Raw genomic sequence first — 26122 nt, 5'->3', positions numbered from 1 at the left:
TGATGGACATAGACTCAATCTATGCCCATCAAATACACTTTATTTCATGATAATAAAGCGTGTAATGATTTGACGAAGCTGTTTTAAATAACCTGTAAAGAAGTGGTTAGCGCCAGGTAAAATCGTAATTGGATGCTTCTGTGGTTTTGCCCATGCAATTGCATCTGAAAGTAAAGTAATATCATCTTGCTCACCATGAATGAGTAGAATATCACCTTGAATTTCAGGAGTTTTATAGTGACGCAAGCCCACTACAGTTGCTGTTGGTAAGCCACACAAAATTAACTGTACTGGTTGTAATTCTGGGCTAAGCTGCGCATAACATTTTGCCAAAACATGTGAGCCGAAGCTAAAACCGCCTGCATAGAACGGCAAGCCTTCATGAAGCTTACGAACGTGTTCAATGACAGCTAAAATATCTTCAGTTTCGCCATGACCTTCATCATGAACACCTTCACTACCGCCTAAACCACGGAAACTAGGACGGTAAACGATACAACCATATTCATTAAAGATTTGGGTTAAAAGAGCAGGGACTTTATGTTGAGGAGTTCCACCTTGCAATGGGTGCGGATGGCAAACAACCGCAAAGCCTTTGATTTCACCTTCAGGGCGGTCTACAAAAAGTTCAATTTTACCAACTGGACCCTGAATGAAAATTTGCTCAGACATATAAGAATCGATAAATAACAATACGTATTCCTATTTTACCGATAGTCGTCATTGAAAACACAAGTTAGCATTAAAAAAAATCTACTGTTATAGTTGGTATTAAGAATAATTTTTTCAGGTTGTCTATGCTTGCTTTAATTTCTCCTGCAAAAACTTTAGATTATGAAACAGCGTTACCTACAGATGAGTTTACTCAGCCGCGCTTATTAGAAAACTCAGCACAATTAATTGATGTTTGCCGCAAACTTTCCGCTTCGGAAATTGCGACTTTAATGAGTGTTAGTGAAAAAATTGCCACACTCAATGCAGATCGTTTTAGAGATTGGAATCCCGAATTTAATTTCTCAAATGCTCGCCAAGCAATCTATGCATTTAAAGGTGATGTTTACACTGGTTTAGATGCTTATCATTTAAAAGACAAAGATATTGATTTTGCACAGCAGCATTTGCGTATGCTCTCTGGTCTATATGGTTTATTGCGTCCTTTAGATTTAATGATGCCTTATCGTCTTGAGATGGGCACTAAATTAAAAAATACGCGTGGCCATAATTTGTATGAATTTTGGGGTGATATCATCACTAACCAGATTAATGAAGACTTGGCCGCAATTAAATCTGAATTACTAGTAAATCTAGCTTCGGATGAATATTACAAGTCTGTGAATGAAAAGAAAATTAAGGCTGAAATCGTGAAGCCTGTTTTCCTTGACCAGAAAAATGGCAAATATAAAGTCATTAGTTTCTATGCGAAAAAAGCACGCGGTTTAATGGCTCGTTTTATTATTGAAAACCAATTAAATAAAGCTGAAGACATCAAAGCGTTTAATACAGAGGGTTACTACTTTGATGCTGATAACTCATCTGCAAAAGAGTTGGTATTTAAACGTGATGAGCAAGTAGCTTAGCCTTACTCAAATTAAACTCTAGTAAGCTGTAACTATCGTGAGGTGGCATGGATGCCACTGTTTCGCTGTATTACATGGATGTAATATCAGCGAAACAAAAGATTTTTGTTACTTTTCATCTTTGAAAAGTAACATGCCTATACAAGTTGCATTAAAGTTAAAACGGCAATTAAAGGCTGTATTCTCACCAGAAATAGATTATTTAAAGAAATAACCTGTTTCTGGTGAACTTGCATTTGCCATGCGTTTACGTGGCATACGACCAGCTAAAAATGCTTCACGTCCTGCTTCAACAGCTTTTTTCATGGCAGAAGCCATTAAAATAGGGTTTTGCGCAGCTGCAATCGCTGTATTCATGAGCACGCCGTCACAACCGAGTTCCATTGCAATAGCGGCATCACTTGCTGTACCAACTCCTGCATCGACTAGGACAGGTACTTTCGCATTTTCTTTAATAATTGAAATAGTGTGTGGATTTAAGATACCTAAACCTGAACCAATCAAACTACCTAAAGGCATAATTGCGACACAGCCCATACTTTCAAGTTCTTGAGCAATGATTGGGTCATCAGACGTGTAGACCATAATCTCAAAACCGTCATCAATCAAAGTACGAGCGGCTTTTAAAGTCTCGGTTACATTTGGATATAAGGTTTTTTCATCACCTAAAACTTCGAGTTTTACCAAGTTGTGACCGTCTAGAAGTTCACGCGCTAACATACATGTGCGTACTGCGCTATCAGCATCAAAACAACCTGCGGTATTTGGCAAAATTGTATATTTTTCTGGTGGAATGACTGAAAGTAAATTCGGTCGATCTGGATTTTGTCCAATATTCACACGACGAATTGCGACAGTTACAATTTCTGCACCACTGGCTTGAATAGCTAAATCCGTTTCATTTAAGTCTTTATATTTGCCAGTTCCTACCAATAAACGAGATTGAAAAGAACGTGAACCAATAATGAGAGGGGTGTCTTGCATGGATAACTCCGACTTAGCCGCCGCCAACAGCGTGAATAATTTCGATACGGTCATGTTGAGCAATCGTAATTTGCTCTAATTTGCTTTTAGAAACGATTTGCTGATTGTGTTCAACAGCAAAACGTTTTCCTTCAAGTGCCAGTTCCTGAATGAGTTGCAACAGGTTTTGGCTAGGCGTGTCCGTTAATTCGCCATTTAAATAAATTTGCATGATCACATTCCGACTATTTAGCGTATTTGAAAGCATTCCAAGCCAAGATCAGCCATCCAGCAATCATTAAGGCTCCACCGATTGGTGTAATTGCGCCTAATATTCGTGGTAAACCTAGTGCCATGATATAAAGCGAACCACAGAAAAATAGAATACCAATTTGAATAAGCAAGAAAGATAACTTGATTGGAAAGAGAGGAAGAACCTTACTTAAAATACCAAGTGCTAGTAGGCCTAAAGCATGATAAAAAAAGTAATCGGTTGCAGTCTGCCACCAAGCAAGTTGCTCAGGACCCGCGTGAGCTTTAAGACCATGTGCTCCAAAAGCACCCAACATGACTGCAAAAGCAAGATTAAGGGCTGAAATGGCAATCCACATAACAAAAAACGCTACTGAATAATGAAAGGCAACGTTACCATAGAATAGGTTGGCTAAACATAGCCAGATAAAACAAAAGGGCTTATCGCCCTTTTATTTTTTTCATTTAATTTAGCTTGCTGACATTGCGACTTTAATTTTTTCCATCGCATTTTTTTCAAGCTGACGAATACGTTCCGCAGAAACATTATATTCAGCAGCAAGCTCGTGTAGGGTAGATTTATCATCATCTAACCAACGACGCTGCAAAATATTCCGCGAACGATCATCTAACTGATCCATGGCATCATGTAAAGCAGATGTGCTTTGCTCTTCCCAGTCTTCATTTTCAACTAAACGAGCAGGGTCGTAGCGGTTATCTTCAAGATACAACGCAGGCGCTGTGTGTGGTGTGTCATCGTCGTCATCGCCTTGTGCCTCAAAGGCAGCATCATAAGCGGTTAAACGACCTTCCATTTCCAGAACTTGTTCTGGAGTTACATTTAAGTCATTAGCAATCGATTGAGCTTCTTCGAGCGTTAATTTTTTACTCGATTTTTTTAGGCTACGTAAATTGAAAAATAATTTACGTTGAGCTTTTGTCGTTGCAATTTTGACAATACGCCAGTTGCGAATAACGTATTCGTGAATTTCTGCCTTAATCCAGTGGACGGCAAAAGAGACAAGACGTACGCCCATATTTGGGTCGAAACGTTTTACGGCTTTCATTAAGCCTAAGTTACCTTCTTGAATAAGGTCGCCTTGTGGTAGGCCATAACCTGCATAGCTGCGCGCAATATGAACGACAAAACGTAAATGCGACATTACCAGCATTTTTGCGGCATCAAGATCTTGGTCATAATAATAACGTTCAGCAAGTTCTTTTTCTTGCTCGGCCGTTAAAATAGGAATCTGATTGACAGTACTGATATATGCACCAAGGTTTACACCGGGCGCAGACAATGACAGGGGCATCAATTGATTGCTGCTGTCACTCATGAGTTCTCCTTATAGGATAGGATGGATTAACCAATAAATTCATCTTAATTTGAATTGTCTTCATAATTAAGGAAAATTGGGTAGAAAAATGTAAAATTTTATGCAGTTTCTAATCTTTTATTTTATCAAAGAATCATTGAGTTTCAATTAAATAGTGAAATTCTCTTTCCGAAATCTGCGTGGTTTGACACATAAAATGATGTAAATTGCAGTAACGGGTTACATCAATTTCACTATGTGGGTCAGATGACTTTAATAAAAACAGTTGCTTTCCAGATACTTTTTTAAGCTCACGTTTTAGCATTAATAAAGGCATTGGACATGGTTGGCCAAGCGCATTAATTTCAATGGGGGTAATAGCAGAAGAGGTAGTGCTCATTCATCATAAAAACAACTAAAAAAAATATTCTAACAAATTTTCTTATGAACTCTAGCTGTTTTATAAAATTATGAGGTCACGGATTCTTATAAAAATTCTAGTCATAAGGTGTTTAAAAAAAGAGCTAAAAAATAGGGGAAATATTTGAAAAAAATTCTATTAATTGTCATAAACCCGTGTTAAGCTCGAACCGTTTTAGGGATTACCACACAGTTAAATTGTTTTAATAACCTATAACAAATGGATGTAACCGGAAATTGTTGATAGTTTTACAGAATGATTACAAGCTTTAAGATTATAAAAATTTTAAATCCTTGTTTACTCTGCTGTTTGCAACACCGGAAGGTCCTTTTTTCATCATCTGAGGATTGACTTATGACAGCTCGTGAACAAGGCGTAGTAAAGTGGTTTAATGACACTAAAGGCTTTGGTTTTATTCAACGTAACGGCGGCGACGATGTATTCGTTCACTTCCGTGCAATCGTAGGTGACGGTCACCGTTCTCTACGTGACGGTCAACGCGTAGAGTTTAGCGTTGTACAAGGTCAAAAAGGTTTTCAAGCTGAAAACGTTCAGCCTTTAGACTAAGACTAAATTCATCTTTTTGATGAATCATGGACGCTCCAATTTTTGAATTGGAGCGTTTTTGTTTATAATGATCTTCTCATTCGAGAGATTGTTTGTTAGAGCACGTATTTATGACATCTGGTTTTGAAACCTTGAATTTACATCCGCAACTTAAAAAGGCGATTGATGCTTTAGGGTTTACTCAAATGACCCCAATTCAGCAAAAGGTTTTAAAATATACATTAGCCGGGCATGATGCAATTGGGCGAGCACAAACAGGAACAGGTAAGACCGCTGCCTTTCTGATTAGTGTAATCAATGATTTACTCAATAATCCGATTAAAGAGCAACGTTTCCGTGGCGAGCCTCGTGCTTTAATCTTGGCACCTACTCGTGAGTTGGCATTGCAAATTGAAAGTGATGCGAAATTCCTCACAAAATTCTCTAATTTACATGTCGTAACCCTATTGGGTGGTGTCGATTTTGATAAGCAGAAGAAGCAACTTGATGCTAATTTTGTTGATATCATTGTTGCTACACCTGGCCGTTTAATTGATTTCGTAGAACAAAAAGAAGTCTGGCTCGATCAAATTGAATTTTTAGTGATTGATGAAGCTGACCGTTTATTAGATATGGGCTTTATTCCTTCGGTAAAACGTATTGTTCGTTATTCACCACGTAAGGAACAACGACAAACCCTCATGTTTTCAGCGACATTTAGCTACGACGTCTTAAATTTGGCAAGACAGTGGTTGTTTGAACCTGTAACAGTTGAAATTGAACCTGAACAAAAGACCAATAACGATGTTGAACAACGTGTTTATGTTGTAGCCAAACAGGATAAATATCGTCTTTTACAAGATATTTTGCGTGAAGAACCGATTGATAAGGTCATGATCTTTGCAAATCGCCGTGATCAAGTGCGCCGCCTATATGACCATTTGAAAAAAGATGGATATAAAGTGGGAATGCTCTCGGGTGAAATTGCTCAAGACAAACGTATGAAAATGTTAGAGCAGTTTAAGCAAGGTAAACACAACATCATGATTGCAACCGATGTTGCTGGTCGTGGTATTCATGTGGATGGCGTATCGCATGTAATCAACTTTACTTTGCCTGAACAGTCTGATGATTATGTACACCGTATTGGCCGTACTGGTCGTGCAGGGGCGCAAGGTGTAAGTATTAGTTTCTTGTCTGAAGATGATGCTTTCTATTTACCAGAAATTGAAAAAGCAATTGGTAAAAAACTACCGCTCACACGATTAGATGGGTATTGCTAATAAAAAAAATCCCAATCAGTTGATTGGGATTTTTTTCACTTAATTAATTTTACAGTAAAAAGTAAGAGTGGTTTGGTAATCATCATCTTTTGCTAAAGACGCATTTTTACCGGTTAAACTACCAATGACGCCTGCTGCAGCTTCTACCATTTGACCAGTTTTTTCACTGACTACATCTTTTAATACACCATGATAAGTGGTTTTTTCATCAACAATAACTGGGGTTGTGCTCTTAGAGCAGGTTTTTTGTGCGGCAGTCACTGCATTGTTTTTTGCAATTAAATTAGTTTTACCAATACCAGTTACTTCAAACTGATTATTTTCTTTTTGAATTGCTAAAGTGTTTTTAGGAGTAGTTGCACAAGCACCTAGTAATAAAATAACGCTACTCATTGCACTCGCTAAAATTATTTTTTTCATGATTCACCTAAGTTAACCGCCAAAAGATAGGGTTATTTGAACATAAGTTTTCTAATTGATTTTGAAGACGTTGTATGAGTTTTGAAGTTTTGTATTAAAAAATGTCAAACTATGAGTTGGCTAAGTTTATAAGCTAGATTCCATGGTGGATTAACGGTAGATTATGCTAATCTATTTCGAATTTTTGAGTTAGATCAATATTAATGACGGATTCAGCAATACAAATAATTCACCAAAATATTCATCAGCGTCAGTCTATTGGCCAATTAATTGAACCCGCTCCAAACTCAGATCAATTAGAGTTGGCTTTTCAGGCTGCTTTAACAGCTCCAGATCATCATAGACTTAAGCCAACACGTTTTGTAATTGTTTCTGGCGAACAACGTGGAGCTTTTGGTGAGGTTCTAGCAAAAGCTTTGGCAGATTTAGGTGAAACTGATCCTGCTCAACTTGAACGCGTTAAGCAACATCCTTTTCGCGCTCCGCTACTTATTTTAGCGCTTACTCAGTTGCAAGATCATCCTAAAGTGCCACATTTTGAGCAAATCTTAAGTACAGGTGCGGCAGTACAAAATCTTTTGTTATCTTTGCAAGCTCAAGGGTTTTCAACCATGTGGCGTAGTGGTGCTGTTGTCGAATCAAATTGGTTAAAACAGCATTTAGGTTTGCAACCCCATGATTTAATATCAGGTATTATTTACGTTGGCACAGCAGCTAAAGCAATTGCACCGCGTGCAGATATTGAAAGTAAAGAATTCGTAAAAGTTTGGCAGGCTTAAACGTCTGTAAAAGTAAGAAATAGGATAATAAAGCATGGCTGAATTTAAGTTTACAGATTTGGTGGAACCTGTTGCGGTCGATAAAAAAACGGCATTACGCATTACTGTTTTAGGTGGCGGTAGCTTTGGTACAGCCATGGCTAATTTGGCTGCTCGTAATGGCTGCGATACCATGATCTGGATTCGTGATGCCGAAACAGCCGAAGAAATTAATAAAACCCATATTAATAAGCGTTATTTGCCAGACTTCACTTTAGAATCTTCATTGCGCGCTGTTTCGGATTTGGAACAAGCTGTATGTGATCGAGATATTATTTTGGTCGCAATTCCTAGTCATTCTTTCCGCGATGTTTTAAAACAAATCGCGCCTTATATTACTGCGCAAGCAGTCGTGTCTTTAACCAAAGGTGTTGAAGCTAAAACGTTTAGTTTCATGAGCGATATTATTCGTGAAGAATTACCAGAAGTTCCATACGGTGTATTATCGGGTCCAAACCTTGCCAAAGAAATTATGGCAGGTATGCCATCTGGTACGGTGATTGCAAGTGATTCGGAACTTGTTCGTTATGCTGTACAACATGCACTGCATAGTGCGTTATTCCGTGTTTTTGGTAGTGATGATGTGCATGGCGTTGAATTAGGCGGTGCGCTTAAGAATATTTATGCAGTCGCGATGGGAATTGGGGCAGCATATAAAATTGGTGAAAATACCAAGAGTATGATCTTAACGCGTGCTTTGGCTGAAATGAGCCGTTTTGCGGTAAAGCAGGGTGCAAATCCACTTACGTTCTTAGGTTTATCTGGTGTTGGTGACTTATTTGCGACTTGTAATAGTCCATTGAGTCGTAATTATCAAATCGGTTATGCATTAGGTTCTGGTAAGACACTTGATCAGGCAAGTAAAGAGTTGGGTCAAACTGCAGAAGGTATTAATACAATTGTTCAAGTGCGTGGTAAAGCAGAAGAACTGGATGTGTATATGCCAATCACCAATGCCTTATATGAAGTAATTTTTGAGGGTGCTCCACCATTAAATATTGCGCTTTCACTTATGAAAAATGGGCACCGTAGTGATGTTGAGTTTGTTTTACCTCATCATGAAGTCTGACGAATAAATGTCATAAATTGTGGTTATAATGCAGGAATTATTAACAAGGAAATTTTATGCAACTGACATTAGTTCGTCATGGGGAAGCTGCTCCGCCAGTAAATGGTAATGATATTAAACGTCCACTTACTGCGCGTGGACATGCACAGGCTGAGCAAACAGCAATATTTTTAAAAGATATTGTTAAACCAGATATTTTTGTTGTTAGTCCGTTACTGCGTGCTCAAGAAACATTAGCGCATATCCAGACATATTTTAAAGATGTGCCTGTATTATTGTGCGATAAAATTAAGCCAGATGATGATGCAAGAGAAGCGGTTGAGTGGTTGTCTCAAATTCCTTATGAGTCGATTGTGGTGGTTTGCCATATGAATGTTGTCGGTCATATTGCAGAGTTACTTACTCATGAGAACTTCAATCCATTTGCCCTTGCCGAAGCTAGAATTTATGATCAAGCTGTTATTGCAAATGGTTTATCAACACAAAAGAATAGTTTTATACCCACAATATAATTAAAAAGGTTATTTAGCCGACATGCTGTATATAAGGATGCCTGAAACCAATGGAACATGGCATTGGTCTAACGGAGAGAACTGGTTGCAGGCTACAAGTCTCGATCAATTAATACAAGACTTGCAAATACACCAAGGAAAAGAAGCTACAGTCTTTTTTCCGAGTCGTCATGCTCAAATGCTTCAGCAAACTATGGCAAAGTCCCACTATAAACAGCTTGGGGCTGATGGGGTTAAATATCTACTTGAAGAGTTTGTGACTTTGCCGATTGATCATATGAAAGTGGTTCATCATTTTCATGGCGATCAGTTAACTATATTGGGTGTTGCTCAGGGGATGGTCGAGACATGGCAACATTCTTTAGCATTGTTACCAACTAAACTTGCGGCTTTACTACCAGATTTTCTGATTTTACCTGAACCACAAGCTCAGCAAGTTATGCTGTGTAATATTGGTCATCAGCTCTTGGTGCGTGAAAATAAGTGGTTGGGCAATTCAGTTGATGATTTGGGGCTTTTTTTAGAATTTCAGGCAGCCGAAACGCATTATCAATATAGCGGTTTAACCGTAGAGCAGCTCGAAAGTTTAGAGGCGGCTTCAAGTGCTGACGAACGTTCTGAGTTTATTTATCAATTCCAGCCTTTAGATAAAACTAAACAACATCCTTTTAATGTTTTGCCAAAGTCAAAAGGCCAAGAGCGTACTTTTTCTAACTATTGGAAAGCTTGTGCTGCTATTGTTTTAGCAATTATTGTGGTGCAATTTAGTTATGATTTATTGCGTTGGGTTAAATTGAAAAAAGTGGCGAACCAAACCTCTGACCAAACAATTGAACAATATAAATACTGGTTTGGGCCATCTAGTCGCGTAACCGAACAAAATATTAAAGGTCAATTTGAAAGCCATTTAAGAATGAGCCAGCAGGGTGATACTCAAGCACTTTCTTTGTTAAGTCGTGTTGGGCCTATTTTAATGCAAAGACAGATTTTGGCTCAGCAACTTAATTATGATGCTTCAATCCTAACAATGGCATTAAAAGCAAAATCGGCAGATGATTTACAAGCTTTGACACAACAATTGAATCAGCAAGGATTTAAGGCTGAGCTAGGTAATGTCCAAGCAAATGGTAGTGGTGCAATTGGGGTGGTGAAAATACAATAATGAAAATGTTAGCTCAATTGCAAAATCGTTTTGATCAGTGGATTGAACAAGTTGTTCAATATTTGGATCGTTTAACGGTCCGTGAACGTATTATGGTCATCTTTACTACAATTTTTGTGGTGGTGGCGATCATTGGCTCTTCGCTTTGGAAAATGCATTCTTTGGCAGAACAACAGCAAAAGCGCTTAAATGATTTAAAAGACCTAATGGTGTGGATGCAAAGTAATGCTGTTACTATGAAGCCTGCAAATGAGCTTGAACTTGATAAGTCTGGAAAAATTCAAAGAGTCGCTCAACAGCAAGGTTTAACTGTGACTTCTCAGCAAAATGGAGAGCAGTTACAAATTGTTGTAACACATCAAAATTATGCAATTTTAGCTAACTTTTTAACACAACTTGCACAGATGGGTCTTAGTATTCAGAAGATGGAAATGGTTTCCAGTGAAGGTCAGATTAAATTAACAGCGACAGTTCAATAACATATCAAAATATGCTTATGTCAAGCATGGTGTTTTGTGCTACCTGTGCCTATAATATGCGTACCTAAAATCAGTAGATTGTGATTGGTATGTTATATTCACTTGCTCGCCCGATGTTGTTTAGTTTAGCACCAGAGCGTGCCCATGAATTAACATTATCCATGCTTGATAAAGCACATAAGCTAGGCATGATGCGTCAGGCTGTACAAGCAAAGCCGACCAAATGTATGGGAATCGAGTTTCCTAATCCTGTAGGTTTGGCTGCGGGGCTAGATAAAAATGGTGCTCATATTGATGCCTTAGCCGGATTGGGTTTTGGTTTCATTGAAATTGGCACAATTACACCTCGCCCACAATCAGGCAATCCAAAACCACGTTTATTCCGTATTCCTGAAGCTAAAGCCATTATTAACCGTATGGGTTTTAATAATGATGGTGTTGATAAGCTTATTGAAAATGTTAAAGCTTCAAAATTTAGAGGCATTTTAGGAATCAATATTGGTAAAAATGCCGATACGCCTGTTGAAAAGGCGGTTGATGATTACTTAATTTGTCTTGAGAAAGTTTATAACTACGCGTCATATATTACAGTTAATATTTCATCTCCAAATACTAAAAACTTGCGTAGTTTACAAAGTGGTGATGCGTTAACTGAATTGTTGCAAACACTAAAAGCACGTCAACTTGAGTTGGCTGAGCAATATAATCATTATGTTCCTTTGGTTTTAAAAGTCGCTCCTGACCTTACGGCTGAAGATGTTGAATTTATCTCTGCACAATTACTTGATTTTAAAATTGATGGTCTTATTGTGACTAATACGACTTTATCGAGAGAAGGGGTTGAAAACCTGCCTTACGGTAATGAGTCAGGTGGCTTGTCAGGCGCTCCTGTATTTGAAAAAAGTACAGAATGTTTGCGTTTATTTGCTCAATCATTAAAAGGACAAATTCCTTTGATTGGTGTGGGTGGTATCTTGTCTGGTGAGCAGGCTTTAGCGAAACAACAAGCTGGCGCAACACTTGTTCAAATTTATAGTGGTCTAATCTATACGGGACCAACACTTGTAAAGCAATGTGTTGAAGCTATGACCTAATTGAACATGAACACTATTGATATCATCATTCTAATACTTTTGCTCATTGGGGGGCTAAACGGTTTGCGACAAGGATTTATAAAAGCCTTTGCGAACTTGGTAGGATGGATTTTTGCATTAATTATGGGTGCAAAATATGCTGTTCTTCTAGCTCCGTCAATGTCGGGTTTAAGTCAGGATCCGGTGGTTCAAAAGATTGCGGCTTTTGCATTTATTGCACTCATTATTATTGTTTTAACTTGGATCGTCACTGCAATTTTAAATGGCCTCTTGAAAAGTTTGAAATTGGGGCCATTAAATCGTTTAGCAGGTGGCGCTTTTGGTTCCTTAAAAGGTTTACTAGTTGTTCTTGTGACCATGCAAGGCGTAGGACCTTGGGTTGAAAGTTCAGCAAACTGGAAACAGTCCATACTTATACAGTTTTTATTGCCTTATGCACCTTTAGCAACAGAGTTGTCTAAAGATGCAGCAAGTGAGGCGTATCATCAGATAACATCTGGAGGTAGTGCATCAAGCACCCCTTCAAAAACAATGGACGAATCGGATGAATCAGAAACCCGATCCGACCATTCAACAAAGAATCCTTTTTATTAATTCCTAGCTTGTCTGCGAGGTTGCTATGTGTGGAGTTGTTGGTATAGCCGGTAAATCGCCAGTGAACCAAATGTTGTTTGATGCATTAACGATGTTGCAGCATCGTGGGCAAGATGCAGCTGGAATAGTAACCTGCCATGAAGGCCGTCTTTTCCTTCGTAAGGATAACGGTATGGTGCGTGATGTCTTTCATACTCGTCATATGAGAGCATTACTTGGTAATTATGGTATTGGCCATGTACGCTACCCAACTGCTGGCTCTGCTAGCAGTGCTGAAGCTCAACCATTTTATGTGAACTCACCTTATGGGATTACACTTGCACATAATGGTAACTTAACCAATGCAGAAGAAATTCATGATGACCTGTTTAAAACAGATTTACGTCACATGAACACTGATTCTGACTCAGAAGTTCTTTTAAACGTTTTCGCACATGAGTTGCAAAAGAAAGGAACATTAAACCCTACAGCTGAAGATATTTTCCATACAGTTTCTCGTGTGCATGAGCGCTGTCAAGGTGCTTATGGCGTGGTAGCTATGATCACTGGTCATGGTTTGGTTGGTTTCCGTGATCCAAATGGTATTCGTCCACTTATTTATGGTTCGCGTGAGACTGAACAAGGTGAGATGGAATATATTATTGCATCAGAGTCTGTAGCGATTACTGCACTTGGTTTTAAAATCGAGCGTGATATTGCACCAGGTGAAGCAATTTTCATTGATTCAGAAGGTCAATTATTCACTAAACAATGTGCAGCAGAACCAAAATACCGCCCATGTATTTTTGAATATGTTTATTTTGCTCGTCCAGATGCAATTATTGATGGTATTTCAGTTTATAAAGCTCGTTTAAAAATGGGTGAAAAATTAGCGCATAAAATTTTGCGTGACTGGGGTGAAGACCATGATATTGATGTGGTTATCCCAATTCCAGATACCAGTCGTACTTCTGCACTAGAACTTGCAAATATTCTTGGTGTGAAGTTCCGCGAAGGCTTTATGAAAAACCGTTATATCGGTCGTACCTTCATTATGCCGGGTCAACAACAGCGTAAAAAATCTGTACGTCAAAAATTAAACCCTGTTGAGTTAGAGTTTAAAGGTAAGAACGTCTTATTGGTGGATGACTCTATTGTACGTGGTACTACGTGTAATGAGATTATTCAAATGGCGCGTGACTCAGGTGCGAAAAAAGTATACTTTGCTTCAGCAGCACCAAAAGTGATGTATCCAAACGTTTATGGTATCGATATGCCTGCTAAGACTGAGCTTATCGCTTCGGAACGCAGTGTAGAAGAAATTCAAGAAATTATTGGTGCTGACCGTTTAGTATTCCAAGATTTGGAAGACTTGAAGAACGCCGTACGTACAAGTAAGGTTCCTACATTGACTGAGTTTGATTGCTCTGTTTTTGATGGAATTTATGTAACTGGCGGTATCGATGCAGACTATCTGAATAATTTGGAGCAGAAGCGTAATGACTCTGCGAAAAAGAAAAAAGATGGTTATATTGATGTCAATATTGATGCAGCGTCAGTAGATTTGACGGGTATTAAAGAAGAATAGAAATAGCCGAAAAAAGCGGGTGTTTCCCGCTTTTTTCTTTTATGATGAAACTTAACAATGTAATTGGGATTATTTACATTGAAAGAAGTAAGCCACTATTTAATCGAAAATAAGAATATGGCATGGTCCATCACTATGTGTTTGGTCGCTGTGCTTTTAACTATTTTTATTTTAAATCTCATTTTGGGTTTACTTGTTCATTTCTTTGATTATAGCCAGCCAATTTGGTGGCATGCTTTAAGTCCATATTTTGTTGCTCTTTTGCTTTTTATTATGATTTGGTCAGTAGTGACCGAGCTGTATATTTTGCGTAAAGGAGGACATTCACTTGCTAAACAGCTTAAAGCGCGTCGTTTGGTAAAAGGTGAGAGTACACCGGAAGAACATGCTGCATTAAAAATTACAGAACATTTGGCGCAAACATTTTCTCTAAATATTCCAACACTTTATGTTTTGCCTGACGAAGTAGGGGTGAATGCATTAACTGCAGGTTTTCACTCAAACGATATTGTCATTATATTGACTTGGGGAGCTTTGCAGAATCTAGATGAACTAGAGCTGTATGGTCTATTGGGTCATGAGTTTAACCAGATTTTATCCGGGGAAGCTGTAGAAAATACTAAATTAAAAATTTTATACAGTGGTTTAACAACTTTCAGTCAATGGGGTAGTAAGCTCGCCAAGCAGGGTTTTAAACGTTACAGTCCTGGTTATAAGCATAAATTTGAAACAGTCTTTGTAGCTGTCGGTGGTGTAATCTGGCTAGCAGGAAGCTTGGGTGTATTAATCACACGTTTTATTAAATATTTAACATTAAGTGGTCGTACGTTCCGCAACGACCAAAAAACCATGCGGTTGCTAAAAAATAGTACGAACACCCAAACTTTATTGCGTATTTATGTTCACCATTCAGGTTCGCAAATTCATAGTGCTTATTCTGAATCTATTGCACATATGTGTTTTGCAAACTCACTTAGTCCTCAAAGTTGGATGAACATTCACCCAAGTATTCGTGAGCGTATTTACGAACTTAATCCAACTCTATTGCAAGATTTACAATTAGAAAATTTAAAGAAACTTCGCAATAGACCGTTATTTAGTCTTTTTCGTTCATTAGAAGAATCTGAAACAGAAATTTATATTCCGTGGTCATCACCACAGCCTTTGCCTTTGTTGCGCCTTTCTCCAATTAGTTTTGCATTAAATGATGCGATTAAACCTTTAAGTAATGATATTCGACGTAATAAAAAACGCCCGGAGCTCATTCAGCGAGCATTGCAAACCGCTACTGGTTCACGTGAGGTGATGGTTGCAATTTTAATGATTCGCCAATATCGAGAATTTATTCCACAAGAAGCTCCGGTAAGTCATTCGATTGTCGATGCTTTGCTTAATTTAGATGGTCGTATTCATATTCAGATATTTCACGACGCATGTAAAAATATTGGCCATATGCCTGCAAGTATTGCGCGTCAATTTTTGACCAAACTGGCTCTCATTATTCAGGAAGATGGTGAAATAGGACTGCTTGATGCCTTGTTATTAGAGCGGGTTAAATATGAATTGAACCTGATGCCACTTCATTTACCTACGGCATTTGAAGAAGTAAAGCCTCAAATAGTGCGTTTAATTGATGCACTACTTCATGTGCAGCAAATTAATAGTCCAAACCAGTTGGAAGTCCGTGAACGTATTTTACGTTCATTGCTAAACCCAGATGAAATGAATATTTATGATGAAATTTCGGATGAGCCTTTGGATTTGGCTGAAATTTTAAATGACATTGCTGGGCTTTTACTTCGTGATCGTTTAAGCATTTTGGCAATTGCTGAAATGTGCTTATGGAGTGACCGAATTATTACTCAAGATGAACTTGATGTACTTGAGTTGCTCTATTGGCGATTTGGTTTTGAGTCAGATGAAATTGTAGAGCAAATGCAGAAGAAAAATAGCGTTATGATTATTTAAGAAACATATGTGGTTTTGAAAAGAGATCATTTAAAGAAAACGCTGAAAAAAAATCAGAAGCCCGTTAGAATGTGAGTAGATTAGAGGTACTGATTTAAACATGATTGGGCAGCAAAGAAATATACTGGCAACTTTAGGAATCGATGTGTGGATTCCTAGAACACAAGTGTGCCAAAAAAATAATGCTCATACTTTATGGCGTGATCAAGTTGCTGAGCCTCATATTCCAATTAATATACCTGTTGCTGTAGATATTCCTGCATTTGAACAGGCACCATCTAATCCTGAACTGCTTGAAGTTGCTAAAGTGGTTGAGGAGCCTTCAATAGCCATTGTAGATGTTCCACAGCCTGAAGTGGTTGTAGAAAAACCTATAGTTGTTGAGCGAGAGGCAATTGCTCCATTTGAATTGCAGGCTTATTGTCTTGAAAAGTGTGTAATCTTTGTTGATGTAACTGCATTAGAGAAAGAGGAAAAGCAACTTTGGGCAAATATACAAAAGGCCAAAGTTGGACATTATGCTGAATTAAGGTGGCCTTTTCCATTAGTAGCTTATCAAGATCAACGCGGTGTCGGTTCATATATTCAAGGTTTTTTAGATGCTGTAGCGGCAGAAAAAAAGATTTTGTGTTTAGGTAAATGTACCTATATTCAACATGCAAATATTATTCATTTAGCTAGTTTAAAAGAAATGTTAGATAAGCCTCTCCTTAAAAAAAGGCTGTGGCAACTTATGCAAGATAACAATGAGTAGTAGGGATATACATGAAAAAGGTTGTGGTTTTTAGCCAAATTGATGAAGAAATTTTGTCACGGTTACAGCGGGATTATCATGTTGTCGTATTAAACCCTAAACTGGGTGATATTAATGAACAGATAAGAAAAGAAGTTGTAGATGCTGATGGAATGATTGGCGCGGGGCGCTTGCTCAATGAAAGTAATCTTGCTCCATCACAAAAACTAAAAATTATTTCATCTGTGACAGTTGGCTATGATAATTATGATGTTGCTTATTTGAACCAAAAGAAAATTTGGTTATCAAATACACCACATGTTTTGACTGAAACTACGGCAGATCTTGCTTTTACTCTATTATTAAGTGCAGCTAGAAAAGTACCATTTCTAGACCATTGGACCAAACAAGGCGAATGGAAAAGAACAGTTGGGCCACAGCAGTTTGGACTAGATGTTTTTGGGAAGACGCTAGGAATTATTGGGCTTGGTAATATTGGTGCTGCAATTGCACGTCGTGGTTTTTATGGTTTTAACATGAATATTGTTTACCATAATCGACGAGAAAAGCCTGAATTGGCCGAGCCATTGAATGCTCAATATTTAAGTTTGGATGAGTTGTTACAACAGTCTGATTTTGTAGTGACAGCAGTTGATTTAAATACTGACTCTAAAGCTTTAATGGGTAAAGCTCAATTTGAACTTATGCAAAAGCACGCAATTTTTGTCAATATTGCGCGTGGTTCAGTGATCGATGAGCAGGCGCTTATTGAGGCTTTGCAGAATGAAGTTATTTTTGCTGCTGGTCTTGATGTATATGAAAAAGAGCCTTTGCAAGATTCGGCACTCTTCAAATTACCAAATGTTGTTACCTTGCCTCATGTAGGTTCTGCTACAGCTGAAACTCGCAAAAAAATGGCAAACTTAGCTTATAAGAACTTGGTAGAAGCATTGGAAGATAAAACTCCAAGATATTTAGTGAACCCTAATTTTGCATAAAAATTGAATAACACTTCATTGCAAATATAGTCTATTTTCAATGTTATAGTGAAAGCCTATTGATATGATGCAAGATAATTCAAGCATTGTATGAATGGGCTTTTTTGTTGGTCTAATTTTTAATAGAGAAGAACTTTTGAAATTTTTGCCAGTTATTTTAAGTTTGGCTTTTATAACAAATGCCTCTTATGCCGATCCTTTTGATTCCAAACCAGCTTCTGGGCAAGTTGAAATTCCGAATATTGGTAGTGGAATAGGATTGCTTGACCAGCAAAAAGAAAAATTTATTGGTGAAAAAGTTTTTCGTGAAGTTCATAAGCAAATGCCAGTCATACAGGATGTATGGCTGGAAGATCAGTTTTTTCAAGTCTTCTCTAATATTTTGGGTCAAACCCAGCTTGGGCAACCTATTGGTCTAGTTGTAATTAAAGATCCTCAAATTAACGCATTTGCTGTCCCAGGTGGGCTATTTGCATTAAATACTGGCCTTATTTCATCTGCTCGCAATATTGATGAGATTGCTGGTGTGATGGCACACGAAATTGCTCACGTTTCTCAAAGGCACTTTAGTCGTTCAGAAGAAGCCTTTAAAGGGCAAGCACTCTTAAGTTTGGCTGGTTTGCTGGCAGGCGTAGCTTTGGCTGCTCAGGCGGGTGGAGATGCAGGGGCGGCAGTCATGTTAGGTACACAAGCTGCACTTTTGGATAAGCAGCTTACCTATAGCCGTAATCAAGAGCGTGAAGCCGATCGCATCGGAATGCAATACATGTATGCCGCGGGTTATAACCCGCAAAGTATGGCGGATTATTTTGAAACAATGCATAGGGCAACTAGCCATGTAAGTTTTCTGCCGGATTTTTGGCTTACCCATCCTTTAACGACTGAGCGTATGAGTGAGGCTCGTCTAAGAGCTAATCAAATGCCTCGTGTTAAAAGTCGAATATATGATGTCGATTTTGAAATTTTAAAATGGTACACCATGGTGGTTGCTGGAGAAGCTACAGAAAATCAGCTTCAAAGTTTAGCCTCGCAAAAAAATCTGGCAGGGTTATTGGCGTTGTCTGCATTTTATTTAAAACAAGGTGATTATACGCAAGCTCAAACAACCTTAGATCAAGTAAAATCTAGTGGTAAGCCGCTTGTTTCTTTAATTCAAACAGATATTTATTTGGGGCAAAATAAACTTGATCAGGCCTATAATTCTATTGCACCATTGCAAATGACCATGCCTGAAAATAAAGCGTTTAGCTATAAGTTGGCTGAGGTTTTGTTACGTCAGGGGAAATATTCGCAAGTACAGACACTTGTTCAGCGTTTTATTAATAAAAATGCCCGAGATATTCAAGGCTGGCAACTATTACAGCAAGCCGCTAATTTAGATAAAGAGTCGCCTTTAAGGGCGGTAAATGTGTTGCGCTATCGAGCAGAAGCACAATTTTGGTCTGGTAGTGAAGAAAATGCAATTAAATCGATGTTACATGCACAGCGACTTGCAAAAGACAATCATGCAATGTCTGCTAAAATAGATAGCCGCTTAAAGCAAATGCAAGATGAACGACGAATGAAAATTTAGGACGTGTAGAGTAATCTTGTGATTTTCGCAGACACGAATTTACTTAAACTGACAAGTAACTGAAAGCTTGATCTAAGAATGTATAAGGAAAGAGGAGGGAATTAAGCTAACTTAGCTTTAATTTTTGCTGAAACTTGAGCAGGATCGGCACGCCCGGCTATGATCGGACGTAGAGAATTCATCACCTTACCCATATCTTTCATGCTAGTTGCTTCTTGAGCAGCAATCGTTTGCTCAATGATAGAATCAAGCTCTTCCTCAGTCATAGCTTCTGGTAGAAACTGGGAAATAATCTCAGCTTCGGCTTGTTCTTTACTAGCTAAATCATCACGACCAGCACCTTCAAAGGCTTTGATCGATTCTTTACGTTGTTTAATTTGCTTTTCAATGACCGCAAGAACCTGAGCGTCGCCAAGCTCTATGCGCTCATCAACTTCGATTTGCTTAATTGCTGCTTGTAGACTACGCAAAACCGTCACTGTTGCCATATCTTTGGCACGCATAGAAGTTTTTAATGCATCAGTAATTTGGTCTTTTAAAGTAGTCATAATTTCAGCAGTCAATCACAAATTAATTAGTAAAGGCGAGTAGTACGTACAGATTCGCGAGCCAATTTCTTTTGGTAGCGTTTAACTGCAGCAGCTTTTTTGCGCTTACGTTCTTGAGTTGGTTTTTCGTAGAATTCGCGCTTACGAACGTCAGCTAAAACACCAGCTTTTTCGCATGAACGTTTGAAACGACGGATAGCTACGTCAACTGGTTCGCCTTCTTTCAACTTAACTTGTGGCATGTAAAATCCTCTAGATTATGGATAAGATCAGGCACACCATTGCGCCGGATCACAAGTGAAGGTCAGTATTTTACTCATTTACAACTCATATCACAAGTCTATAATAGCGATTGCAATATTTTGACTCATATAAAAGGCAGTTTTGATGATTGTTTTAGGCTTAGAAACTTCTTGTGATGAAACAGGGTTGGCACTTTATGATAGCGAACTCGGCTTGCGGGGACAGGTTCTTTATAGCCAGATAAAACTTCATGCTGAATATGGTGGGGTGGTTCCAGAGTTGGCTTCTCGTGACCATGTTCGTAAGCTTATTCCTTTAATGAATCAATTGCTTGAACAAAGTGGTGTAACGAAACAAGAGATTGATGCAGTTGCTTATACGCGTGGCCCAGGTTTAATGGGAGCATTAATGACAGGTGCATTATTTGGAAGAGCTTTAGCTTTTTCTTTGAATAAGCCTGCGATTGGTGTTCACCATATGGAAGGTCATATGTTGGCTCCATTACTTTCAAGTCAGCCACCCGAATTTCCATTTGTAGCATTGCTTGTTTCAGGTGGTCATACACAATTGATGGCTGCCCATGCAATTGGTCAATATGAACTCTTAGGTGAGTCTATTGATGATGCTGCTGGTGAAGCTTTCGATAAAGTTGCGAAAATGATGAGCTTGCCATATCCGGGTGGGCCAAATATCGCAAAACTTGCGCTATCTGGTGATCCTTTAGCATTTGAATTTCCACGACCAATGCTTCATCAAGGCCTAGACTTTTCTTTTAGTGGTTTAAAAACAGCCGTTTCTGTGCAATTGAAAAAATTGAATGGTGAAAACAGAGATGCTGATATAGCTGCTTCATTCCAAGAAGCAATTGTAGATACCTTGGTGAAAAAATCGGTAAAAGCTTTAAAGCAAACTGGGCTTAAGCGTTTAGTGATTGCTGGTGGGGTAAGTGCAAATTTACGATTACGCGAACAGTTAGAAACTTCCTTAGCGAAAATTAAAGCGCAGGTTTACTATGCAGAACCTGCTTTATGTACAGATAATGGTGCAATGATTGCATTTGCAGGATATCAGCGCTTAAAAGCAGGCCAACATGATGGCTTGGCTGTTACGACTACACCACGTTGGCCAATGACTGAACTTACTATTCCTGAATAAAATTATTTATCTGCAAAGGCTTGTTGGTTTTCAATATCTATATATTCGATATAACCACGGCCTTGCACTTCATTGCCAAAATAATGACCAGTAAATATATAACTACTTGCATAACCTTGCCCATGACTATAGCGGAATGGGCAGTCAATTTCTGCCTGAATATTTAAAATAATTTGCTTTGCTTCATTTCTAGCAATCCAAGAAAAGTATTTGGGAAGTCGCATGTTCTTGCCCGTTGGAGAAATGAAGTCATCAATTTGATATGAAATAATATCAAAGCTGACATCTGTATAAATTTCAGGTGGCCGATCAAGATGTCTAATATGCAATGTATAAGTTACTGTTTGACCCGCAATATCTGCTTTGGTTAGCAGAAGTTGAGTATTTTCATTCAAATTAATGATTTGATAAGTGAAAAAATCAAGCGGTAATTTATGGTTTTCAGGGATAAGTTGATTTGTGAATGAGTGGGGGCCAACTGCTCGGGCATATTCGTAAGTGCAAAGTCCTTCGCTTTCAATGTATTTATCTTGATAGTTTAAAAAACCTTTAAATTTGGCTAATAAACTCAAATGATCATAAACAGGCGTTTTTACAAACCATGAAACATGTGAGGTCACATCAATATCAAAGTCAAAATCTAGACCTTCATAATGTCCATTAATATGAATTTTAGGGAATTTTCCTTGAATTGAAATTTCCTGACCAAGTTCGATTAAGCTTCCATTTTCATTAATTTTTGTATCTTTAGGAATGATATAAGCCTTAAGCAAAGCTTTCTCTAAAGCCGCTGTACTTGAAAAGAAAGTCGCTGTTTTTCTGGGATTGCCAACAATAATGTCATCGTGATCAAAAGCAAGTGCACCAGGTGTGCCTAATAAAATCATAATATTTAAATAGCGATGCGGTTCTGGCAAAAGGGGAAAAAAGATGCCGTAATGAGTCCAGCTATAATATTTTTCGTCAACACGTGGGCGAATGATATGAGATTGAGTAAAAGGAAGCGTTGAATATTTTTTTGCTTGGTCTAAAAAGCCTTGTGCGAATAACAAACTTTTAGTAATAGTTTTGCTTGCGATAGAAAATTTTGGCAATTGTTTTTTCATATATAAACCTGAAAGAGGGCGATCTTGGTTTTAGGTTATGAAAAACAACTGCCAAAGCTAAGCGGTTTACAGGCCAAAGCTAAGGCTTTGTGGGACATTTTATTTAACTGTTAGACAACTCTTTTAAAGCATTTAAACCAATCCAATGCTTAGAAAATTGATAAGCTGCACGACCAGAGCGCTGACCACGCATTTGACACCAACGTAAACTCTCAGCACGAACTTCATCATTAAAAGGCATGTTTGCTTTATCAAGATAATGTTCTACGATTTCTAAATATAAATTTTGATCCATTGGATAAAAAGATAACCATAAGCCAAAACGGTCTGATAGAGAGATCTTTTCTTCAATCGCTTCTTGCGGATGTAGTTCGGTATATTGAGGTACATCAACCTTAGTTACAGGTGTGTTTTCGTGCATGAACTCAGGTAACAAGTGACGGCGGTTACTGGTCGCATAAATAATAAAATTTGTTGAACCAGATTGTAATGAACCATCTAATACACTTTTTAGACTACGATAATTTTCATCTTCAGCATTAAAAGCTAAGTCATCACAGTAGACAATATACTTTTCAGAGCGGTTTTGAATGATTTTTTGAATTTTAGGTAGGTCTGCTAAATCATCACGCTCAATTTCAATTAAACGTAGTCCTTGAGGCGCATATTCAGTGAGTAAAGCGCGCACTATAGAGGATTTACCTGTACCGCGTGATCCCGTTAACAGTACATCATTTGCAGGTAAGCCATTTAAAAACTGCAAAGTATTTTGAATGATTTTTTCTTTTTGACGTTCGATGCCTTTTAAGTCATCAAGATAAATATTCTTAGGCGTATAAATGGCTTTAAGTTGCTGGTTTTCCCATCTAAAAGCTGGTGCAGTGAAATCAGTTTCTTGTTTCGGTTCTGGTAAAACCTGCTGTAACTGATTTAATACAAGTGATAAGGTTTGAACTAAATTGTCGGGTAAATCAATGGTAGCCATGGTTAATCAATCATGTTAAACAGTAATTTACTAGGATACTAACACCGAAATTTGCAAGCTGACAAAAAAGATACTGCCAATCTAGTTTATCTGTTTTGCAATTGATTGAAATGTTCAGACCGCGCATAGTGTTGTCATGTCTATTCAGTAAAATCATCTGTGAAGATGAGGACGAAATATGTTTGAAAAAATACGAAGTGATATGAATCCGCATCAGGCTTACCGTATCAAAAAATTACAACGTCAATTAGACATGGCTGAATCTTATGAAGAGTGGAAGTCTTTTGCATTAAAACTGGATGAAGAAACAGGTGCACAAGAGTGGAAGTTCGATAATAGTTCACCTTATTTTGATGCTGAGCTCATTTCTTATCGTTACACCTTACTGAAAAGATATCGTCAGCAACATCGTACTTTAGATTTGATTTATCTTTTAAAAGAAGGACTAACTTACGATATTGCAAATATTGGTCACCCTATGTTGTTTGCTGCAACGCATGTAGGTACAAAAAAGTTAATTGAAGATTATATTGAAGAAGTCAGCCAAAGCTTGGCTTACATTGCTTCTAGTGAATGTATTACCTTTCAAAGAAAAGAAAAAATCGAGTTTTTTGAAAATTGTGAAAAAGCATATGGGCAACCCGCGCTTATGTTTTCGGGTGGTGCAACTTTAGGTCTTTTTCATACAGGTGTATGTAAGGCTTTAATTGAACAAGACTTAATGCCCAAAGTCCTCTCTGGTTCAAGTGCTGGCGCCATTATGACAGGCATGCTTGGAACTTCTGCCAGTGAAGATGTTCAAAACTTGTTAAATGGCGAGCAATTTTTTAGTGATGCGTTTCATTTTAGAAAACTTCGTGAACTTATAAAAGGGAATGGGGGCATTGCGGATGTCCACTATTTGAAAAAATTCCTTATCGAAAACTTAGGCGATTTGACTTTTGAAGAGGCATTTAAAAAATCGGGTTTAAATATTAATGTGGCCGTTGCACCATACGATGCAACAGAAAACCCGCGAATTATGAATGCAATTATGACACCCAACGTTTTGGTTTGGAGTGCTGTATTGGCTTCTTGTGCTGTGCCAGTTTTATTCCCCCCTGTGCGTTTAACCAGTAAGCGCTATGATGGTGAACATACACCTTATATGGCAAATACAAAATGGGTGGATGGCAGTGTGCGCAGTGATTTTCCACAAGAAAGAATGGCTAGGCTTTATAATTTAAACTACACCATTGCCAGCCAAGTGAATCCGCATGTTGTGCCATTTATGCAAGATGATGCACACCGTTTCCGTAAAGATCTTTTAAGTTGGCCAGAACGAATTTTAAGACGCCAAGGTAAAGTTCTGTCTATGGGAGTAATGGACTTTACTCGTCAAAGACTCGGTGCTATTTCTCCAGTAAGAAGACTGCTTGATCATGGGTATGGGGTAATAGGGCAGCGCTACTATGGCGATGTCAATATTATTGCTAAATATGGTCTAAAACATTATGCCTATACGCTACAAAACCCTCGTCCGCATTTGTTTAAGCGTTTACAACGCGAAGGTGAGCGGGCGACTTGGCCGAAAATCTCTTCTATAGAAACTCATGCGCGTATTGGTAAAACAATTCAGCATTGTTTAGAAGTTCTACGTTTTGAAGAAAAGAGACAACAACCAGAGTCTTATTATGCTGAAGCATGATTTTGCTTCTCATATAGAAAACCTAAAATGTGTGACAAAACCTAAAAGTGCAGATTTAGGACGGCATCTATGGACATGTACTATAGATGCCCATCACTACTGGCTAAAATATCAAGTGCCGCACGTATATGCTCAAAATGAGCAAGATTTTTTGCATGAATTGCAATTTTATGAAGATATTCAGCATAAAAACGCAAATTGGCTTTTACCATTTAAAATAGTTGATGCCGACACTGTTTCCCAACTACAACAACATGAAGGGAAAATATTAATTTTGCCGCATACAGAAGATTGGTTTGATCGTTCCATTGCAAAGCAAAACTTAAAAGATATTTATGAGACAGTCTTTAGCGCACTTAAGGCTTTAACAGCGCTTCATGAGTTGGGATGGATTCATGGAGATATAAAAAGGGAACACTTTCGAAAGTTTGAGCAGCAACTCTATTTAATTGATTTTGAAAAAACACGGCTTATATCGAGTCCTGATTCAATCGTTGATGCTACCCCAAGATATATGGCTCCTGAACTGTTCCATGGAGCAAGTAAGAGTATACAAAGCGATTTATATGCTTTTGGAATTGTTTTATATGAATGGTTAAGCCAAATGCGTTTACAAGCAAATAGTTATCATTATTGGGCTGTATTGCATTGTCAAAATTTAGACATTCAGTTGCCTGATTCAGTTCAAGTTTTTTATCCTTTACTGGCGGGATTATTGCAAAAACAACAGAAAAATCGGTTTTCAAATGCATTTGAAGCGATAAATTGTTTAAAAGTACATTCAAACTTATAAAAATCATTGATCTAGTATCTGTATACAATTTACACGGTCAGTTTTTTTTAGAAAAAAAACACTTGTCACTGTTAGATCTTATCGCTAATATACACAGCCATCGGGGGCGTGGCGAAATTGGTAGACGCACTGGATTTAGGTTCCAGCGCCGCAAGGTGTAAGAGTTCGAGTCTCTTCGCCCCCACCACTTTAAGTTAAGGCTTAAAGTTGATTTGAATGTTAAGTCATTTAAATCTTGGAAGAGGATTGGTGTAATGGTA

Annotated in this window: 29 protein-coding genes and 1 tRNA gene; 19 read left to right on the top strand and 11 right to left on the bottom strand. The window is 38.1% G+C overall.

Features of this window, described 5'->3' with window-relative positions:
- Positions 1 to 39: 39 nt before the first annotated feature.
- A complete protein-coding gene (locus B554_RS0104440) occupies positions 40 to 672 on the bottom strand; it encodes an alpha/beta hydrolase (RefSeq protein ID WP_019457113.1) in 633 nt (210 codons plus the stop codon).
- Between the two features lie 125 nt (positions 673 to 797).
- Here B554_RS0104440 and yaaA point away from each other — a divergent pair, with 125 nt between their 5' ends.
- On the top strand, positions 798 to 1577 hold the full coding sequence (gene yaaA, locus B554_RS0104435) for a peroxide stress protein YaaA (RefSeq protein ID WP_019457112.1): 780 nt from the start codon (positions 798 to 800) through the stop codon (positions 1575 to 1577).
- A gap of 198 nt (positions 1578 to 1775) precedes the next feature.
- Here yaaA and B554_RS0104430 read toward each other — a convergent pair whose 3' ends face one another.
- From B554_RS0104430 to B554_RS0104410, 5 genes are all read right to left on the bottom strand, one after another.
- Positions 1776 to 2561, bottom strand: a complete 786-nt coding sequence (locus B554_RS0104430) for a thiazole synthase (RefSeq protein WP_019457111.1) — start codon at positions 2559 to 2561, stop codon at positions 1776 to 1778.
- Between the two features lie 13 nt (positions 2562 to 2574).
- The gene (thiS, locus tag B554_RS0104425) at positions 2575 to 2772 is read right to left on the bottom strand and encodes a sulfur carrier protein ThiS (RefSeq protein ID WP_004700562.1); all 198 of its coding nucleotides are present in this window, start codon (positions 2770 to 2772) and stop codon (positions 2575 to 2577) included.
- 13 nt (positions 2773 to 2785) lie between these two features.
- A complete protein-coding gene (locus B554_RS0104420) occupies positions 2786 to 3151 on the bottom strand; it encodes a DUF423 domain-containing protein (RefSeq protein ID WP_019457110.1) in 366 nt (121 codons plus the stop codon).
- Positions 3152 to 3262: 111 nt separating this feature from the next.
- The gene (gene rpoH / locus B554_RS0104415) at positions 3263 to 4129 is read right to left on the bottom strand and encodes an RNA polymerase sigma factor RpoH (RefSeq protein WP_002049311.1); all 867 of its coding nucleotides are present in this window, start codon (positions 4127 to 4129) and stop codon (positions 3263 to 3265) included.
- A gap of 133 nt (positions 4130 to 4262) precedes the next feature.
- The gene (locus tag B554_RS0104410) at positions 4263 to 4508 is read right to left on the bottom strand and encodes a sulfurtransferase TusA family protein (RefSeq protein ID WP_019457109.1); all 246 of its coding nucleotides are present in this window, start codon (positions 4506 to 4508) and stop codon (positions 4263 to 4265) included.
- A gap of 375 nt (positions 4509 to 4883) precedes the next feature.
- Here B554_RS0104410 and B554_RS0104405 point away from each other — a divergent pair, with 375 nt between their 5' ends.
- Together B554_RS0104405 and rhlB are read left to right on the top strand one after the other, a co-directional pair.
- Positions 4884 to 5096, top strand: a complete 213-nt coding sequence (locus B554_RS0104405) for a cold-shock protein (RefSeq protein ID WP_000126912.1) — start codon at positions 4884 to 4886, stop codon at positions 5094 to 5096.
- 110 nt (positions 5097 to 5206) lie between these two features.
- Positions 5207 to 6358, top strand: a complete 1152-nt coding sequence (gene rhlB, locus B554_RS0104400) for an ATP-dependent RNA helicase RhlB (RefSeq protein ID WP_004700570.1) — start codon at positions 5207 to 5209, stop codon at positions 6356 to 6358.
- Positions 6359 to 6397: 39 nt separating this feature from the next.
- Here rhlB and B554_RS0104395 read toward each other — a convergent pair whose 3' ends face one another.
- Entirely contained in the window at positions 6398 to 6778 is a 381-nt protein-coding gene (locus B554_RS0104395) for a hypothetical protein (protein WP_019457108.1), read from the bottom strand.
- Positions 6779 to 6981: 203 nt separating this feature from the next.
- Here B554_RS0104395 and B554_RS0104390 point away from each other — a divergent pair, with 203 nt between their 5' ends.
- The 12 genes from B554_RS0104390 (at position 6982) to B554_RS0104335 (ending at position 19345) form a co-directional block, all read left to right on the top strand.
- Positions 6982 to 7557, top strand: a complete 576-nt coding sequence (locus B554_RS0104390) for a nitroreductase (RefSeq protein ID WP_019457107.1) — start codon at positions 6982 to 6984, stop codon at positions 7555 to 7557.
- Positions 7558 to 7591: 34 nt separating this feature from the next.
- Complete coding sequence (locus tag B554_RS0104385) at positions 7592 to 8665, top strand: NAD(P)H-dependent glycerol-3-phosphate dehydrogenase (protein ID WP_019457106.1); 1074 nt, start codon at positions 7592 to 7594, stop codon at positions 8663 to 8665.
- 56 nt (positions 8666 to 8721) lie between these two features.
- A complete protein-coding gene (locus B554_RS0104380) occupies positions 8722 to 9177 on the top strand; it encodes a SixA phosphatase family protein (protein ID WP_019457105.1) in 456 nt (151 codons plus the stop codon).
- Positions 9178 to 9199: 22 nt separating this feature from the next.
- Positions 9200 to 10339, top strand: a complete 1140-nt coding sequence (gspL, locus tag B554_RS0104375) for a type II secretion system protein GspL (RefSeq protein ID WP_019457104.1) — start codon at positions 9200 to 9202, stop codon at positions 10337 to 10339.
- Positions 10339 to 10818 (top strand): type II secretion system protein GspM, encoded by a 480-nt coding sequence (gene gspM / locus B554_RS0104370; RefSeq protein WP_004700580.1) that lies wholly within the window; start codon positions 10339 to 10341, stop codon positions 10816 to 10818. Before gspL ends, gspM begins: the two co-directional genes overlap by 1 nt.
- Before the next feature lie 89 nt (positions 10819 to 10907).
- Positions 10908 to 11912, top strand: coding sequence for a quinone-dependent dihydroorotate dehydrogenase (locus B554_RS0104365; protein ID WP_019457103.1), 1005 nt, complete (start codon positions 10908 to 10910; stop codon positions 11910 to 11912).
- Positions 11913 to 11918: 6 nt separating this feature from the next.
- Complete coding sequence (locus B554_RS0104360; protein WP_004700582.1) at positions 11919 to 12506, top strand: CvpA family protein; 588 nt, start codon at positions 11919 to 11921, stop codon at positions 12504 to 12506.
- Between the two features lie 25 nt (positions 12507 to 12531).
- On the top strand, positions 12532 to 14073 hold the full coding sequence (gene purF, locus B554_RS0104355) for an amidophosphoribosyltransferase (protein ID WP_019457102.1): 1542 nt from the start codon (positions 12532 to 12534) through the stop codon (positions 14071 to 14073).
- Between the two features lie 78 nt (positions 14074 to 14151).
- A complete protein-coding gene (locus B554_RS0104350; protein ID WP_031944923.1) occupies positions 14152 to 16041 on the top strand; it encodes a M48 family metalloprotease in 1890 nt (629 codons plus the stop codon).
- A gap of 100 nt (positions 16042 to 16141) precedes the next feature.
- The gene (locus tag B554_RS0104345; protein ID WP_019457100.1) at positions 16142 to 16795 is read left to right on the top strand and encodes a hypothetical protein; all 654 of its coding nucleotides are present in this window, start codon (positions 16142 to 16144) and stop codon (positions 16793 to 16795) included.
- Positions 16796 to 16806: 11 nt separating this feature from the next.
- Positions 16807 to 17772: a 2-hydroxyacid dehydrogenase gene (locus B554_RS0104340; protein ID WP_019457099.1), complete on the top strand. Its 966-nt coding sequence runs from the start codon at positions 16807 to 16809 to the stop codon at positions 17770 to 17772.
- A gap of 145 nt (positions 17773 to 17917) precedes the next feature.
- A complete protein-coding gene (locus B554_RS0104335; protein WP_081400300.1) occupies positions 17918 to 19345 on the top strand; it encodes a M48 family metalloprotease in 1428 nt (475 codons plus the stop codon).
- Between the two features lie 101 nt (positions 19346 to 19446).
- Here B554_RS0104335 and B554_RS0104330 read toward each other — a convergent pair whose 3' ends face one another.
- Both B554_RS0104330 and rpsU read right to left on the bottom strand, forming a co-directional pair.
- Complete coding sequence (locus B554_RS0104330) at positions 19447 to 19893, bottom strand: GatB/YqeY domain-containing protein (RefSeq protein WP_004700591.1); 447 nt, start codon at positions 19891 to 19893, stop codon at positions 19447 to 19449.
- A gap of 26 nt (positions 19894 to 19919) precedes the next feature.
- A complete protein-coding gene (gene rpsU, locus B554_RS0104325) occupies positions 19920 to 20135 on the bottom strand; it encodes a 30S ribosomal protein S21 (RefSeq protein WP_001136722.1) in 216 nt (71 codons plus the stop codon).
- A 145-nt stretch (positions 20136 to 20280) separates the two neighbouring features.
- Between rpsU and tsaD the strand changes: the two genes are divergently transcribed.
- Positions 20281 to 21291, top strand: coding sequence for a tRNA (adenosine(37)-N6)-threonylcarbamoyltransferase complex transferase subunit TsaD (gene tsaD, locus B554_RS0104320; RefSeq protein ID WP_019457097.1), 1011 nt, complete (start codon positions 20281 to 20283; stop codon positions 21289 to 21291).
- 2 nt (positions 21292 to 21293) lie between these two features.
- On the opposite strand, the gene B554_RS0104315 is transcribed toward tsaD, so the two are convergent.
- The gene (locus tag B554_RS0104315; RefSeq protein ID WP_019457096.1) at positions 21294 to 22397 is read right to left on the bottom strand and encodes a DUF6670 family protein; all 1104 of its coding nucleotides are present in this window, start codon (positions 22395 to 22397) and stop codon (positions 21294 to 21296) included.
- Between the two features lie 103 nt (positions 22398 to 22500).
- Positions 22501 to 23382: an ATP-binding protein gene (locus B554_RS0104310; RefSeq protein WP_004700597.1), complete on the bottom strand. Its 882-nt coding sequence runs from the start codon at positions 23380 to 23382 to the stop codon at positions 22501 to 22503.
- Between the two features lie 178 nt (positions 23383 to 23560).
- On the opposite strand from B554_RS0104310, the gene B554_RS0104305 reads away from it, so the two are divergent.
- From B554_RS0104305 to B554_RS0104295, 3 genes are all read left to right on the top strand, one after another.
- Positions 23561 to 25069, top strand: a complete 1509-nt coding sequence (locus B554_RS0104305; protein ID WP_004700599.1) for a DUF3336 domain-containing protein — start codon at positions 23561 to 23563, stop codon at positions 25067 to 25069.
- Positions 25056 to 25862: a protein kinase domain-containing protein gene (locus tag B554_RS0104300; protein WP_019457094.1), complete on the top strand. Its 807-nt coding sequence runs from the start codon at positions 25056 to 25058 to the stop codon at positions 25860 to 25862. The genes B554_RS0104305 and B554_RS0104300 overlap by 14 nt, the downstream gene beginning before the upstream one ends.
- A 102-nt stretch (positions 25863 to 25964) precedes the next feature.
- Positions 25965 to 26049, top strand: a tRNA-Leu gene (locus B554_RS0104295).
- Positions 26050 to 26122 lie beyond the last annotated feature (73 nt).

Source organism: Acinetobacter sp. GG2 (genome assembly GCF_000292385.1).
Lineage (GTDB): Bacteria > Pseudomonadota > Gammaproteobacteria > Pseudomonadales > Moraxellaceae > Acinetobacter > Acinetobacter seifertii.
Note: the sequence above shows the minus strand (reverse complement) of the source record. Positions and strands in the feature narration are given on the sequence as shown.